At 60.5% G+C, this 14,668-nt stretch carries 11 protein-coding genes; all 11 read right to left on the bottom strand.

Features of this window, described 5'->3' with window-relative positions; translation table 11 throughout:
- Nucleotides 1–17: 17 nt before the first annotated feature.
- The 11 genes from ACILSQ_RS12050 to ACILSQ_RS12000 all read right to left on the bottom strand — a co-directional run bounded on the left by ACILSQ_RS12050 (nt 18) and on the right by ACILSQ_RS12000 (nt 14,122).
- Nucleotides 18–1,190, bottom strand: coding sequence for a Gfo/Idh/MocA family protein (locus tag ACILSQ_RS12050; protein WP_395743879.1), 1,173 nt, complete (start codon nt 1,188–1,190; stop codon nt 18–20).
- Entirely contained in the window at nt 1,187–2,638 is a 1,452-nt protein-coding gene (locus ACILSQ_RS12045; protein ID WP_395743878.1) for a hypothetical protein, read from the bottom strand. The genes ACILSQ_RS12050 and ACILSQ_RS12045 overlap by 4 nt, the downstream gene beginning before the upstream one ends.
- Nucleotides 2,632–4,716 (bottom strand): c-type cytochrome, encoded by a 2,085-nt coding sequence (locus ACILSQ_RS12040; protein WP_395743877.1) that lies wholly within the window; start codon nt 4,714–4,716, stop codon nt 2,632–2,634. The genes ACILSQ_RS12045 and ACILSQ_RS12040 overlap by 7 nt, the downstream gene beginning before the upstream one ends.
- Before the next feature lie 334 nt (nt 4,717–5,050).
- Nucleotides 5,051–5,983: an anti-sigma factor family protein gene (locus ACILSQ_RS12035; RefSeq protein WP_395743876.1), complete on the bottom strand. Its 933-nt coding sequence runs from the start codon at nt 5,981–5,983 to the stop codon at nt 5,051–5,053.
- The gene (locus ACILSQ_RS12030; RefSeq protein ID WP_395743875.1) at nt 5,980–6,498 is read right to left on the bottom strand and encodes a sigma-70 family RNA polymerase sigma factor; all 519 of its coding nucleotides are present in this window, start codon (nt 6,496–6,498) and stop codon (nt 5,980–5,982) included. The genes ACILSQ_RS12035 and ACILSQ_RS12030 overlap by 4 nt, the downstream gene beginning before the upstream one ends.
- 205 nt (nt 6,499–6,703) lie before the next feature.
- Nucleotides 6,704–8,911, bottom strand: coding sequence for an RICIN domain-containing protein (locus tag ACILSQ_RS12025; RefSeq protein ID WP_395743874.1), 2,208 nt, complete (start codon nt 8,909–8,911; stop codon nt 6,704–6,706).
- Between the two features lie 76 nt (nt 8,912–8,987).
- Entirely contained in the window at nt 8,988–9,383 is a 396-nt protein-coding gene (locus ACILSQ_RS12020; RefSeq protein WP_395743873.1) for a VOC family protein, read from the bottom strand.
- 133 nt (nt 9,384–9,516) lie between these two features.
- Nucleotides 9,517–10,416 (bottom strand): hypothetical protein, encoded by a 900-nt coding sequence (locus tag ACILSQ_RS12015; RefSeq protein ID WP_395743872.1) that lies wholly within the window; start codon nt 10,414–10,416, stop codon nt 9,517–9,519.
- A 264-nt stretch (nt 10,417–10,680) separates the two neighbouring features.
- Entirely contained in the window at nt 10,681–11,661 is a 981-nt protein-coding gene (locus tag ACILSQ_RS12010; RefSeq protein WP_395743871.1) for an alpha/beta hydrolase fold domain-containing protein, read from the bottom strand.
- Between the two features lie 188 nt (nt 11,662–11,849).
- Complete coding sequence (locus tag ACILSQ_RS12005) at nt 11,850–13,001, bottom strand: exo-alpha-sialidase (RefSeq protein ID WP_395743870.1); 1,152 nt, start codon at nt 12,999–13,001, stop codon at nt 11,850–11,852.
- On the bottom strand, nt 12,998–14,122 hold the full coding sequence (locus tag ACILSQ_RS12000; protein WP_395744078.1) for a hypothetical protein: 1,125 nt from the start codon (nt 14,120–14,122) through the stop codon (nt 12,998–13,000). The genes ACILSQ_RS12005 and ACILSQ_RS12000 overlap by 4 nt, the downstream gene beginning before the upstream one ends.
- Nucleotides 14,123–14,668: the final 546 nt, after the last annotated feature.

Here is a 14,668-nt window from a genome sequence, read left to right as displayed (position 1 = left end):
GCGCGTGTGAGCTTTCTTTACTTCCAGGTGGAAAAGGGATTCTCGACAATCGTCAGCGGAAAGCTCACTCGCTCACCCTCGCGCACATGCGAAGCCATCACTGCCGTGATCATCTCCACCGTCAGCCGCCCATCCGCCCCGCTGCACAGCGGCTGCCTCTCCTTGTCTTCAATGCACGCGATCAAATCCAGCGCACCCGTCGCATGGCTCATCACCTGCTTGCCAATGTCCGCGATCGGCTCCGGTTCACCCACACCCGCCGCACTGATCGGCACCCACGTCCGCGCCTCCTTCATCGGCTGAAACGGACTCCCCGCGCACAGGTGCGCCAGCGGCGTCTGATCCACGCGAATGTCGATGATCCCCTTCGTGCCAATGAGCTGCAGCCCAAAGCCCACCTTCGGATCACCCGCCTCCTGGATCGAATCAAAGTAAAACGGCACGCCCGATTCCAGATCAAACCGCGCATGCACCTCGTTCCCCGCCATCGGGCCAAAGTCCGCCTTCGTCTTGATCACCTCAGTCTGTGTCACCGGCTTCCCGTTTTGCATGATCGCCCCCGAGCACGCCACCGGCTTGCCCGCCAGAAACACCCCCAGGTTCAGCACGTGCGAGCCGAGAGTCCACAGATCCTCCATCCCGCCTCTCCGGTCTTCCTTCCCACGCCCACGAATCTCCAGCAACCTTCCGATCAGCCCCTCCTGCACCAGCCTCTTCACCACCGGCAGCGTCGGGTGCCATCGGTTGCGATGCGCCAGCGCCAGCTTCACCCCATGCTTCTCACACGCCGCGATGATCTCATCCGCCTCCGCCAGCGTGCGGCAAAACGGCTTCTCCAAATAAATCCCACGCGCACCCGAAGCCGCCGCCACCAGCGCCATGTCCCTGTGCAGCCCCATCGCCGGACCAATCGCCACCACATCCGGCTTCGCTTTCGCAATTTGACGATAGTCCGCAAACCCCTGCGTGATGTTCAACTCCTTCAGCGTCGCCTCCAGCTTCTTCGCATCCGGATCCGCCGCCGCCACGATCTCCGTCCCCGGCACCTTCAGCCACATGGTATCAAGACTGTGCCCATAGCTCCCCTTGTTCCCCAGCACCACCACCCGCCACTTGCGCGCAGATTCAGCGCCACGGGCGGCAAGTACAAAGGTGGAGGCGGCAGTAGTGATGAAATGTCGTCGGTTCATGGTTGGTTCGGAATGTTGTTCAAAGTGTAATGCGCAATTTCAGGCGTGAGCAATGCCTCTTCTGTGGAATGCAGCCCTTTCACCGTCAGCTCATGCACATAGCCCGCGCGCAGCGGCTCGATCTCCAGCTCTACGCTCAGTCCATCTGCGGCCACATCAACAACGCGCACCTCAGGCTCCTTCACATCCATATCCGGTCCTCCGTAGTCAGCGTGATACTCATAAGTGTAGCTCCGCATCTGCCACTTCGCCGCCATCACTGCCTCCTTCGTCACCGGCTGTGTAAACGTACACCGAAACCCCTTCGGCCTCGCCTCCATCGTCCTCATCGAGAACGGACCCTTCCCAATCCACACCACCCGCTCCACGCCATACGGCTTGCTCCCCACCGAGCTCCATCCGCGGCTCGTCTCTCCCACAAACAGTGACCCATCTTCCCCAAACTCCAGCCGCAACACCCCCGACTGAAAGCGCTCCATGAAAGGAAAGCATGCCCCCTGATACTCCTCTCCCACCTTCTCCAAAAACACACGATTGATCGCCGCCTGCGTCAGCTCCCCCACAAAGAACTGCCCCGCAAACGGCCCAAAATTCCCGCCCGTTCCATCATACGCCATGTCCGTCGTGCTCATCCCCATCTTCCGATACGGCATCCACACCGCCGCAGGTTTGTAGATCGGCATCCGCTTCGCCGCCTCGGCCACCGGCACATTTTCCACCAGCTCCTTCGGCTCCGCAAACGGCGCCCCCGGCAGCTTCGCCGAAGCAAACGCCGCGATATGCCCATGAAACCGCCCTTGCTGAATATGATGAATCCCGCACGCCGAATTCCAGTGCCCCTGCTGATCCGTGTAAAACACATCACCCTCTGGATTGATGCCAATGCCACACGGCGAACGCATCCCGCCTGAAACCGGCAGCCACTTCCCATCCGGCGTCATGCGCAGACTGTAGCCGCGCCAGTCCCGGTTCGGCAGCACCACATCTCCCATCGTGCAGTTCAGCGTGATCCACATGTTCCCCGCCGGATCAAACTTCGGCCCATACGTGTACTCATGGTACGCCCCGGTAACTCCCCACCCCTTCGCGATGCAGCGATACTCATCCGCCACTCCATCACCATTCGTGTCCCGCAGCCTTGTCACCTCGCTGCGCTGGCTCACATACAAGTCCCCATCGTGAAACGCCAGCCCCAGCGGCTCATGCAGCGCACTCGCAAACTTCTTCCACACCACCCCGCTGCCATCTTTCGAGTACGCATTCTCCGCGATCCACACATCCCCACGCCTCGTTGCTACAGCGAGTTTCCCGCCCGGCATCGGCGCAATTCCCCCCGCCTCCAGCGTCAGCTCCTCCGGATGTTGCAGCGCAATCCGCCGATACGCCTCCTCCGCAGTGCCATTCACCGCGCAGAGCAAAGCAACGATCCAAACAGAAAACTTCACCATGAGATGTCCTCCACAAATTCCGAAACTCCCTCTTTAAACTCAAGCCGCGTCACCCCGCCCGGCACCGACACCTTCACCTGCGCCACCGGCTTCACCACAAACTGCACCACTTCTGTTGTCTGCCCCGTGATTCGAATCACCCGCTTCAGTCCCTGCGTGCCATTTGGCTCTACTCGGTCCTCTACATGCAGCGCTCCCAGATCATACTCAAACACCGGCACCCCCTCCGCCGTCACCCGATATCCCCGAAACTGCGCCACCACCTTCTCCTCACCCGCAATCGCAATCACACCCACGTCTTCCAGATGCACCAGCGCCTCTCCCAGCGGCTGCTCCATCTTCGTGTAGCGCTGATTCCACGTCCCATCCGCATCAATAAATTTTCCGCGCCACGCCATCGACCACTTCACCGCTAGCGCATCAAACGTCACATTCATCCCGCCCGGAAAACCCACCGCAATCGCATGCGTTCCCGTGCCCTTGATAAACGTGCGGAAAACCATCGGCCTCTCCTTAGGCTCCAGCACCAGCGACGCACGGCTCGCCAGCCCCTCCGGCGGCAGACTCTCATCCACCTCCGCCAGATAGCGCAGCAGACTGTCGATCTGCCGCTCCGTCGTCCCACCGCCCAGCGTCGGATTCATCGGCTGCCCTCCCGGCCAGAACGGCGGCATGCGCGATCCCGTCGGAAAGCCTACCGGATTCATCAAAAAGTCGCGCATCCACTCCGACCTCAGCCGCTTCGGCATCTGCGCCAGATCATACGCCCCGATCCCCAGCGAAGGCTGTCCATTGATGTCATGGCAGATGATGCACGCATACCCCTTGATCCCCACCATCTCACGCCCCCACTCCGCCGTCCCCGCATGCTCCGCATCCTTCGGCCTCACATACGGCTTCACGCTCGCATCCGCATCCGCCTTGCTCAGCAGCTTCCCCAGCTCATTCGCCAGATCATCGCCAAAGCCCGGCATCTTCACCCGCATGTAAGTCCGCACCGGATCACGCCCCCGCAGAATCGCCCCCAGCGCACTCCCGATAAACTTCCTCCCCACTCCATCCAGCGGCGGCGGCAGCCTCCCCAGATCACCCAGATCATCCTTCGTCGAAGTAAAATGAATCCCAATGTCCGGCGTCGGCCCGCCCATCCCGCCACGCTGATGACACGCAAAGCAATTCCTCTGCAGCATCACATGCCGGATCTCATCCTTCGGCTTCGTCGCATCCCCCGCCGCCAGCGTCATCAGCAAAACCTCCCGCTGCTCATCACTCAGCGCATACCTCGGCAGCCCCATCTTTGGCCCTATCTCCAGACATCCGCCCTTCATCGCCACCAGCGGCACCGTCTTCGCCACCGGCTCCTTCCCATGACAAGCCACACAGCCCAGCGCCGCAAAGCTCTTCCCTCCCCGCTTCGCTCGTTCCTCATCCACCACAAAAGCCTCCGCCTTCACCACCTCGGGTGCCAGATAAGCCGCCAGATTCGCCGCATCCTTCTTTCCCACCCGCTGCTCCGGCATACGACCCGCAGGCCGCGCCGCCAGCGGCGACATAAGAAACTTCGCCAATTCTCCCGGCGCATACTTGCCCTCCAGCCCCTTCATCGGCTCCTTGCCATGGCAGGCCACGCAGCCCAGGCTCAGAAAAACCGTGCGTCCCGACTTCGCCGCACCCACCACCGGCTCCACCGTGCTCTTCCGCTTTGCGCGCAGATTCATGAGATGATGCGTCAGATCCTCGATCACCTCCGCCTTCTTCTTCTCCTCGATTCCGGCCAGCATCGCAGGCATCGTCGTCCCCGGCTTCACCTTCGCTGGATCCGCCAAAAAAGCACGCACCCACTCCGCCCGCAGCCTGTCTCCCGCAGCAGAAAGATCCGGCCCCGCCTTCCACATCAGCGTCGGTGTCTTCGGCGTCCCCTCATGATGACACGCCGCACACGAAAGCTCCGAAAAAAGAATCTTCCCCGCCTCCACCTTCCACTCCCCGCCTTCGGCCCGTAGCCGCTCATATCCCGGCACAGCGCACGCTACCTCAGCACCACGCGCACTCGCCACAGCGACAAAACAAAAAATCAAAATCCGCTTTATAGATGGCACTCGGTTAAGGGCCTGCATCGTGCAGTTTGGACCTTCTTTCGCGTCGCATCGAATCAAAGAATCTACCTTTCCAGCACCGCTTCCAATCTCGCTCCAGCCCTGAAGGGGCTGCGGATGATAGCCCAGGGGTGCCGAGCCTTGGCGAGGCTCCCCTGGGTTGCCGTGAGCAAACCGGGAAGCAAAGCCAGCGCTGCGCCGCATCTGCAGGTGACCAGCAGCGTCTGCAAAAGGCTCCGCCACACGCCTGCGCGCAGTGGCACCGACGCACCCGATTAGCCGGCATAACCGAGTGCCATTCATTCGCATCATCATATCAGCGCACGCCCGAGGGAGTTATCAGTTCCAGCTTCACATCATCCACATAGTGGCTGCCAAATTTCACCGGCTCAGCCGATCTAGCAGGCTTCGCCCGCATCACTGCCACATGCACCAGCGCATAGCTCGCCTGCGGTGGCATCGGCATCATCACATTGATCGCCTTCCACTGCCCATCCCCCTTCAGCGGCAGCTTCCGTGTCGCGATGGCCGAGCTGTTCTCGCGATACCACGGCAGATTGTCCGGCGGCACCACCGGCATCACCCCCTCCTCCACCGCACACAGCTCCACAAAGCACACATACTCCTCTTTCTCGGATGCCGACGCGCAGGCAAAATTCGCCACCAGCCTCAAGGACGCCGTCTCTTCCCCTGCGACCCCGCTCAGGTCCACCAGCCGGTAAACATTGCTCCACGCGCTTTTGGGCGCGTTCTCACCTGCATGAGTCGCGCTGTTGAATCGCAGCATCTTGTGCCCCGTCTTCGCCTTCAGATCCCCCGCCGCATCCACCACCTCCGCGTCATCCCCGCCCCATGTTCCTGTCTCTTTCGGCAGCCCCGGCACCGTGCGCACCACCTCAGACTCAAATCCCTCCTTCATCAAAACCACACGCTTGGCCATCTGCGGCGCCACATACGCAAACACCATCGACGTCCCAAACATCCCCAGCACAATCCCCGCCGCCGCCGCCGCAATCGGCCTCCATTGCAGCCATACCGACCGCACCTTCGCCCGTGGCTTCACGGTCTCCTCCACCCGCTGCCCCTGCAGCTCCTCATGCAGCAGCGCATGGCTCTCTGCCAGCTCCCAAAATCGCGCCCGATCCGTCGCCGAATGCAGCAGCCGCTCCTCCAGTTCCGCCCGTGCTTCATCGCTCATCGTCCCGTTCAGATGCTCGTCGATCAAATGATCCAGTCGTTCGTCAGTCATGCTTTTGCCTCCGCCAGTTGTTCTTCAATGCACTTGCGCAAAAATCCCCGCGCCCGCGACAGCGCCACACTCACCGCCGCCGGTGTCCACGAAAGAATCCGCGCGATCTCCTGCGGCTTGTGCTCATGCTCATAAAAAAGATCCACCACCCGCCGTGCCTGCGGCGCCAGTTTCATCAAACATCCCGGCAGCGCGGTCAGCTTCGAATCATCCCTCGCCTCCACCGGCGCACTCGCCGCCAGCGCCTCCAGCACCTCATCCGAAAATCGATCCGCCGCCCGTCTCTGTTGCGCCTGCGCCTTCATCACCTGAAACCGCGCGATCTGAAACGCCCACGCGATAAAATTGCTCCCCGCCTCAAACTCACCCGCCTTCCGCTGCACCACCAGAAACGTCTCCTGCACCACATCCTCCGCCCCCGCAAAGTCCGCCATCAGCGACACAATGAACCCCTTGATCCGCCCCTGATGGCGTACAAAAAGCTGAAGCACCTGCTGCTGATGAGGATCGGTCATTCCCCAGAATATACCCCAGCCCCCACAAACCTTAGCAAGCCCCCTCATTCTTTTTCTTCCATCGCAGCCAGGTAGGGAGGCTGGTCCCCAGCCTCCGCCGGACGTCCCTCAGCCCTTTTTGGTGCGCCATCTTCCTCCTCCTCTTACTCATACTCTTCCTCCCTTTCTGTTTCCGGAGAGGAAGAGCTGCCTCCACCCACCCACCCTACAGCTTCGTCCCCGTCATCTTCGTCCACGGGCTCCACGCCCCCATCGCATGCTGCAAAATCTTCCGCTTCCAGATCTTGTTCATGCAAAACGCATACAGCGTGTCCTTGTCCTTCCCGCCAATCGCCACCGCCGTCACCCGGCTCCGATCCGGCACCGGCAGAATGATCTGCGTCGGCCCATCATCCGCGCTTATTTGAACCCCGCTCTTCGTCGCAATGAACTGCCGTCCCTCGATCGAGTAGCACAGGCACTCCGGCCCCGCGTCATCATCCCAGTCCGCCACATGCAGGTGGAAAAAGCGCTCCTTGTTCTTGAGCGTCCCATCCTCATCAATCTGATAGCTGTACGCCCACTTCGAGTGCCCCTCCGCCACCGAAAGCAACCACTGGTCCGGCCGATACGCCATCCCCGTCGCAAACTTAATGCCTTTATCGACCTGCGTCTTCTTCCCATCCTTGATCAGCCACACCGTGCCCTCTTCCCTCGGCTTGTCCCCATTCGTCGTCACATACAGCACTCCCGTCGGCATCGCCAGAATCGAATGCCCCAGGATGTCCTCCATCACCACGCTGCCCGCACCAGTTGCATCAAACGACATCAGCTTCCCCGACTTCTCCGAGATCGTGTACACCTTCCCATCCGCACCCACGCTCACACAGTGCGCATTCACATCCTTCGCGAACTCGCTCACCTTCCCATCCAGTTCAATCCGGTGAATCTTGTTGTTGCTCGTGTCCGCAAAGTACACCTCCCCCTTCTCATTGCACGAAGGCCCGCGCGTACTTTTAAAACCCTCCGCCAGCAGCTCCCATCCCTCGTTAGGCACGATCACCTCCTGCGCACGCGGCGCGCTCGTCCCCGCCTTCACACGCTCCGGCCAGCCCTTCCACAGAAACGCCATCGCCTCCAGGTAGTTCTCCCCATACCCCGCCACATGCCGTCCCTCGATGCTGCGGAACTGATAGTCATAGCCTGAAAACTTCAGCGCCTTGTCCATCTCCAGATCCAGCAGATACCAGTCGCCCGCGCAGTTCTCCATGTCATGCGTCGCCGTCGTCAGGTATGAGCGGATCGGCTTCGCCTCAAACTTTCGCACCATCGTCGGAAACTCATGCCCGCCACGAAAGGCCACCCAGCTCCCGCTCGCCGCATACACCCGGCTGAAGGCATCAGGCCGGTGCCACGCCGCCGTGAATGCCGCGATCCCCCCGCTGCTCCCGCCCGAAATGCACCGGTCATTCCCGTCCGTGGACATCTTCAAGTTGAACTCCTTTGCCACAAACGGCAGCAGCTCATCGTGGAGAAAGCGCACATTCTCATCGCCCACCCCATCATACTCCAGATCACGATTCCGCCGGTCCATCGTCCCCTTCATCGGCGCAGGCAGCGTCCCCGGTTTCACAAACACACCAATCGTCACCGGCATCTCCTTCGTCGCGATCAGCGTCTCCATGAAAGCCTTCTCTCGCGCATTATAGCCATCCGTCTTCACATACACACACGCCGGCTTGCTCCCGTCATACTGCGCCGGGATGAAGACCGTCACATCCCGCACCGTCCCCGGGAAAACCTTGCTCTGGTTAAACTGCGTCTGCTTGATCGTCCCCGGCAGAATCTCCTCCGGCTTGATCGCCACCGGCACATACGTCGGCGCAGCCGCCGCCTCCGCCGCAGCACCCGCGATCACCGTCCCCGCCAGCGGTTTGATCTGCCACTGCAGATGCTGGTCATTCGCATTGTGCTGCCACAGATCAATCTTCGCTCCCGCCTCCTTCTTCCCGCCCAGATCATCGATCCCCTGCGTCGGCGCATGCTTCGGAATGATCGAGTACGAGCCCGACTCATTCTTCTGAATCTTCCACATCTGCCAGTCCTTCCCGCTGTCCGTCTCCAGCACGATGCCCGTGCCATTCTTCACCCCACCCTTGTCCGCCGCCAGCGTCAGCGTCGTGCTGTATGAAGGCCTGATCGCATAAAAGCCGTTGCCCTTGTCCACGATCACCCACTTCTGCTCCGCCTTTCCCGCCGGATTCCCGATCGAAACCTTCGTCCCCTCCGCCGTCCCCGCATCCACCGCCTCCAGCACCATCGCCGGCGCACTCACCGGCACGATCACATACGCCCCCCAGTCCTCAGCCAAAGCAGGTGCGGTAAAACCAACGGCGGCAGCCAGAAACAAACGGCGAAAAGAAGCGGGAGACATCATGGGAAAGGGGAGAAAAAGGAGGAAATGAAACGCACCGCATGCGCGCATTCATTCCCTCCAAATTCGTCAAACTTTACGCGGTACACTCTTTCTTCACATACTGCGCCAGCCCCGTCGCCACCCCCTGCGGATCCTTGATGATCGCAATGCGCCCGCCATCGTTCGGAATCGCCATCGCAGGCATGATCACCTTGCCGCCCAGTCCTTCCACCTTCGCCAGCGTCGCATCCAGATCATCCACCGTGATGTAAGGCATCCAGTGCATTTTCTTTTCGCCCTCGCCACAGTGCGCATCCGTCATGCCGCCCAGCATTTCACCACCACGCCCAAAAACATGGTAGCCCGGCATCGGCTCCCCCTTTTTCTCCCAGCCCACCAGGGCCGCGTAAAAATCCAGCGCACCCGTCGCGCTGCTCGTATGCAGTTCAGACCATCCCAGGTCGCCTTGTGTGCAGCCCTGCTGTCCCATAATGTGAATGAAGTAAGAGGTTGGTTCCCGGACGAATGGACAGCCGCCACCGGAGCCGGTGCGATGAGGCTGGCCCTCAATCAGACCCACTCCACGTGCTGCGCAACCTGAGTCTTGTGTCAGGTCTGCCGCATCACTTCTTGTCCACCGTGAAGCTCCCCAGCATCTTCTCCACATCCGGGAAATACTCCGCCTCCTTCTCCGGGAAAATCGTGCTCACGATGAAGTAGCACGCGTTGTCCACCATGAAGACCCAGTGCCTCCAGTGCACATCCCCGCCCGTCCGGGCCGGGATCATCGCCTCAAAATGCAGCGCCTCATACGCTCCCACCTTCGCAGGCTTCAGGTCCTCCGCCTTCGCCTCGGGTTTCACCCGCTTCGCCCACTCCAGCGCCACCTCCTTGCGCACCTTCTCAAACAGCGCCGCCTCGTCCTCCTTCTTCTTCGCGGAGTACGTGCCCATCTCATAGATGTCCATCCCCACCGGAAACGTCGCCGGTCTGCACGCCAGCCAGTGGCCCCGGTCCTCCGCCTGCCACCCCTTCGCCAGCTCCACCTTGTACGGCTTCCTCGGCTTCGCCTCCGCCACGACGGATGTGAAGGAAAAAATCACCAGATGGTCATCCTCCGTTGTCTCAGCCTTGCTCGAGTTCGCATACTGGTCCTCCTTCCGGTAGCTCCAGGCGGAAAATGTCTGCAGCGCGATGCTGTCCATCAGCTCCTTCAGCGTCGGTTTGTAAAATTCAGGAAACACCGGCTGCAGCTCCGCCTCGGCGATCTCCTTGCTCATGCCCTTCAGCCCCACGCAGACTCTGAGGTCCATCTGGCTCCGCACCATGAACATGTTTGCAAACGCCCCGAATGAATCCCCCAGGCCGCCCTCCAGCCTCTTTCCCAGCAGCTTCGCCTGCTCCTCGTCAGAGAGCACCTTCAGCGGCACTTTTTTGTCATACACCTTCTTCTTCGCATCTTCCCCAAAGCCGGATCCCACGCTCAGGCCCAGCAGCACAACAACCAGCAGATGAATTTTCATCCCCCCATTCAATCACATCCCCCGCCCACCCCGCAAGCCTTCTCATCCGCGCAGTACAGTACTCATCTCGCTCCGCGAGATGAGCCCAGCGCCCCCGCCATCTCCCGCCAGGATCGAAACCTCCAATCCCCCCTTACAAAGAGTGAGCCTTTCGCGCCCGATCAACCCAGCCCCGTATTGGAGTACCGGCTTTAGCCGGAATCCGGGATCTTGACCGAGCCCAAATCAACCAGCCCAGCCCAGCACTTCGCCCGCAAACCACGCCTACTTCGCCGGCATCGTCACATCCGCCTCCGGCACCAGTTCGATCTTCACATCCTTCCCCTGCAGATGCTTGTCGAAGAAATTCTGCATCAGTTGCACCACCGCCGGCTTGCCAAAGCCCCCGCCGCCATGACCGCCCCCCGGCAGTTTTTGAAACCACACCTCCACGCCTTTCTCCTTCAGCGCCGCATTCAGCTCCTCGCTCTGCGCAAAGGGCACCAGCGTATCATGCGTTCCATGCAAAATCAAAAACGGCGGGTTGTCCTTGCTCACATAGTGCACCGGGCTCACCGTCGCAGTCTTCTCCTTGTCATCCAGCTTCGTGCCGATCAGCTCCGAGTACGGATCCTTCGGCGTGTTGAACTCAAAGATATTCTTCACGTTCTTGTCCTCCGCCGCCTGCTGCACCACGGTGCTAAAATCCGCCGGGCCAAAGATGTCGCACACCGCCTGCACCCGGTCAGACTGCTCTTCGTTCCCGCCGATCATCGGAAACGCCTTCTTCCCTCCCGCCGTCCCCACCAGCGCGGATAGATGTCCGCCCGCCGAGCCACCCACCACCCCCACCCGCTCGTTGTCAAAGTGGTACTCCTTCGCATGCGCCCGCAGCCAGCGCAGCGCCGCCTGGCAGTCCTGGATCTGCGCCGGAAACTTCGCCTTCTGGCTGAATCGATACTCCACGCTCGCCACCGCATAGCCTCTCAGCACCATCAGCGCCACAGGGCAGGGGAATTTGCTCCCGCCCATCCATCCGCCGCCATGAATGTGCACAATCAGCGGCAGCGGCTTCTCCGCCTCCTTCTCCGGCAAATACAAATCCAGCCTCTGCGCCACATCCCCATCGGCGATATACGCAATGTCCCTCTCCATCTTGATCCCCGCCGGCAGTTGCGGCGTTTTCGCCTGCGCAAAAACATCGCCTCCCACCATCAAGGCCACACCCACGATCAAAGAGAACCGAAAGATAAAACAAGATTTCATGCGCTACCTCAAACGCTCCCCACCGCCCTTCCTAGCTTAAAACCCACCGAATCTCCCTCCACCTCCGCAGCACAAGCATTGTAGTACCTGCTTTAGCAGGCTCCGGATGCGCCACCCATGGCCTGCTTTTGCGCAATCACCCACTCGGCTCACTCCCCGGTCATTCGTCATTCCTCATTCTGATTTCATCATTTCCCCTCCGGCGCCCTCCAAAACGTCCCCTCAATCGCCCGGTCCTCCCCCTTCGGCCCATTGTAATAATACACCGTCAGCACCCGCCCATCCGGCCTCACCACACTCCGCGGATACCCCAGATCCCCGTCAAACCCATCCTGCCGCAGCACGATCTCCGCACCCCACGTCACCCCGCCATCCGCGCTGATGCACGCACGCATGCCCGAGGGCTTGTGCCGGTAGCCATAGCTCATGGCCACACGCCCATCCTGTAGCTGCACCAGCGCCGGCGGATTCCCACCGATGCCCGTCACTGCCTTGCCCGCAAACGTCCACGTCTTCCCCAGATCCGCACTCCGCCACGCCTCGATAAATCCCGACACCTTCGGGTCCGACCGCCGGATCATTGTCAGCAGCGTCCCATCCTTCAGCTTCAAAGACGACGGCATGATCGCATACCCGCCCTCCACCGGCTCCGGCCCGATCAGCGCCACCAGCTTCCAGCTCATTCCACCATCCGTTGTCCGCGCGCAAAAAACACGCCCCTCTTTCCCATCGTTCTTCTTCGCGCAGCTCCCAAACATCAGGCAGTCATGCTTCCCCAGCACGATCAAATCCGTCCGCGTGCAGATCCGCTCCACACCCTCCACCGCAAACGAGTACGGCCCCTGCCATGTCTTGCAGCGGTCCACCGTCGTGTAAAACCACGAAGGCCCCGCGTGCAGGCTGCCAAAGCGAAACATCAGCGCAAAATCCGCCGCCGTGAAATCAATCGGCGTCGTGAGAGCCACCGGCTTCGCCTCATTCTTCGGATCTTTAAAAGGCACATCCTCCTCCGTCTTCCACGTCTTCCCGCCATCCACACTCCTCGCCTGAATTTCATAGCTCGGCTTCGTTCGATCAATCCGATGATCCGTCGTCGTCTCCTTGTACCACGTGGAGGTAAACCCCGCCACCAGCTCATCTCCCCACTGCCACAGCCCATGATTCGCCGGCCAGCCGCCATAGCGTCCCGGCTCCTTGTAGATGATCACATTCTCCGCCGCCGCCGGCCTCAGCTTCGGCGCATTCGCCTTCCCTTTGTCACCAGCGATCTCAAGTTTCGCATCAGCGGCAAAACCCGCGGAGCTTCCAAACACAATGGAGATGAATAAAAACGTTCTCATGGAAACAATTGATGACGGCGCGCCTTCCAGCAGGCCGCCAGATGGTAGATGATGCCACAGCTGGAATTGTGCATGTAGTCAAAGCCCCGGAGCAGTTCAGCCAGCGCCTTTCGCTGCTCCATCGAAACCATCGTCGGATCAATCATCAGCATCACCAGCGCCGACTCCCCCGCCTCACGCGTCAGATGCCACACCTCCCGGTACGGCCCCCACTGCGGATTCGGATACCCCTTCTGATTCTTCCACACCGCCACCTTCCGCCAGTCCGGCCCCACCATCCGCATTTCCTCCGCACTCTTCTTCGCGATCTGTGAGAGCACCCACGTGAAACGCTTCGCCGCCAGATCGCGCACATGCGCCATCCTCTCATGGATCGTCTTCTTCACCACCGCATCCGTTTCAAGCTCATGCAGCACCTCCAGCGAGCACTGCATCTGCAGCAGCGCATACGCCGGCTTGTGCTCATCCGGATTCGCCGACTGCTCGATCGCCTCCGTCGCATACCGCCGCCACTGCACACGGTAGCGTTCCTCACCCGTCACATCCCACGCTGCGGCGTAAATCATCGGCAGCCGCGCCGCCTCATGCGCCTGCACATTCCACATCCGGCAGATCCCCAGCGGGCAGCGCGTGCCATCCGCGCGGCAGAAATCAAAATCATTCTCCGGCGTCACAAAGGCGATCATTCGCTCCGCCACATCCGCCAGCACTTCACGAATCTCCTTCTTCGTCCCCTCATCCGCCAGCGGACTTCGGTAATACTGCCACAGCCCATGCACAAAGTGCGTCACCTGATCTCGCGAGGAGTTGATATACACACTCTTCGCATCCTCCCGGCACACATTCCGCGCCACAAAGCCCCGCACCCCATGCACGGTCGCGCAAAGCTTCAGCCCCGCAAACACGCTCGCCGCCTTCTCCCGCAGCCCCTCCTCCTTCATCACCGCAAACCGGTCACACAGCACGCTCAGCATCGCCCCGCCTAAAATCGCCCCGTCCTCCATCCCCGTGCTGTACCCGCACGGATTCGGATACAGCCTCTTCACCTCCTCCGCCGCCGGCAGATGCGCCTGCTCCTTCCCCTTCTCATAGCTGCTCAGGTAATCCCCAAACGTCCGCACCTCCGGCAGATAAAACCGCCCCCACGTCACCTCCCACGCCCGCTCAATCTGCGCGGCCATTACCGGCTCATCCGCAGCCCCTTGCGCATGCGTCTGACTCAAAGCCATCGCAGTCAAAACAACAAAAATCCCGTGAATGAAAAAAATCATTTTATACCATGAACTATTGAAAACGAATCTGCCCTCCGGCCGAATAAAGCCCTCTGCTTCGAATCGTCTTCAGGGCGCCTCTGGAAACCTCTTTGTCTAAAAATTGAGATGCTGAAGATGAATGTTTACGGTGCCATTTTCTCTGAAAATCGAGGTGTTCAAAGGTGCCTTTCAGACTCTTTTGATCCCGGAGGGGATCACAGCCGGTAGCCAGGGATAAGCTCGCGTAGCGAGCGCCATCCCTGGAAAGAGCGCAGCTCCGGAAAGCAAAGCCAGGGCTTCCTGAACCACACCGCGCGCTCCAGCAGCGACTCACCGACCTGCCGACGCAGCCATCGCGCACAGACAGACGCTGTCCTCTTTGGCGGGTCACAAGGGATCTTTGGAAGTTTGCCA

Origin of the sequence: Prosthecobacter sp. (assembly GCF_044227185.1) — a bacterium.
Taxonomy (GTDB): domain Bacteria; phylum Verrucomicrobiota; class Verrucomicrobiia; order Verrucomicrobiales; family Verrucomicrobiaceae; genus Prosthecobacter.
Note: the sequence above shows the minus strand (reverse complement) of the source record. Positions and strands in the feature narration are given on the sequence as shown.

Coding starts and splice junctions, on each gene's coding strand:
- ACILSQ_RS12025 (WP_395743874.1), bottom strand. CDS start 8,911: ATGTCTCCCGCTTCTTTTCGCCGTTTGTTTCTGGCTGCCGCCGTTGGT.
- ACILSQ_RS12010 (WP_395743871.1), bottom strand. CDS start 11,661: ATGAAATCTTGTTTTATCTTTCGGTTCTCTTTGATCGTGGGTGTGGCC.
- ACILSQ_RS12020 (WP_395743873.1), bottom strand. CDS start 9,383: ATGGGACAGCAGGGCTGCACACAAGGCGACCTGGGATGGTCTGAACTG.
- ACILSQ_RS12045 (WP_395743878.1), bottom strand. CDS start 2,638: ATGGTGAAGTTTTCTGTTTGGATCGTTGCTTTGCTCTGCGCGGTGAAT.
- ACILSQ_RS12035 (WP_395743876.1), bottom strand. CDS start 5,983: ATGACTGACGAACGACTGGATCATTTGATCGACGAGCATCTGAACGGG.
- ACILSQ_RS12015 (WP_395743872.1), bottom strand. CDS start 10,416: ATGAAAATTCATCTGCTGGTTGTTGTGCTGCTGGGCCTGAGCGTGGGA.
- ACILSQ_RS12030 (WP_395743875.1), bottom strand. CDS start 6,498: ATGACCGATCCTCATCAGCAGCAGGTGCTTCAGCTTTTTGTACGCCAT.
- ACILSQ_RS12050 (WP_395743879.1), bottom strand. CDS start 1,190: ATGAACCGACGACATTTCATCACTACTGCCGCCTCCACCTTTGTACTT.
- ACILSQ_RS12005 (WP_395743870.1), bottom strand. CDS start 13,001: ATGAGAACGTTTTTATTCATCTCCATTGTGTTTGGAAGCTCCGCGGGT.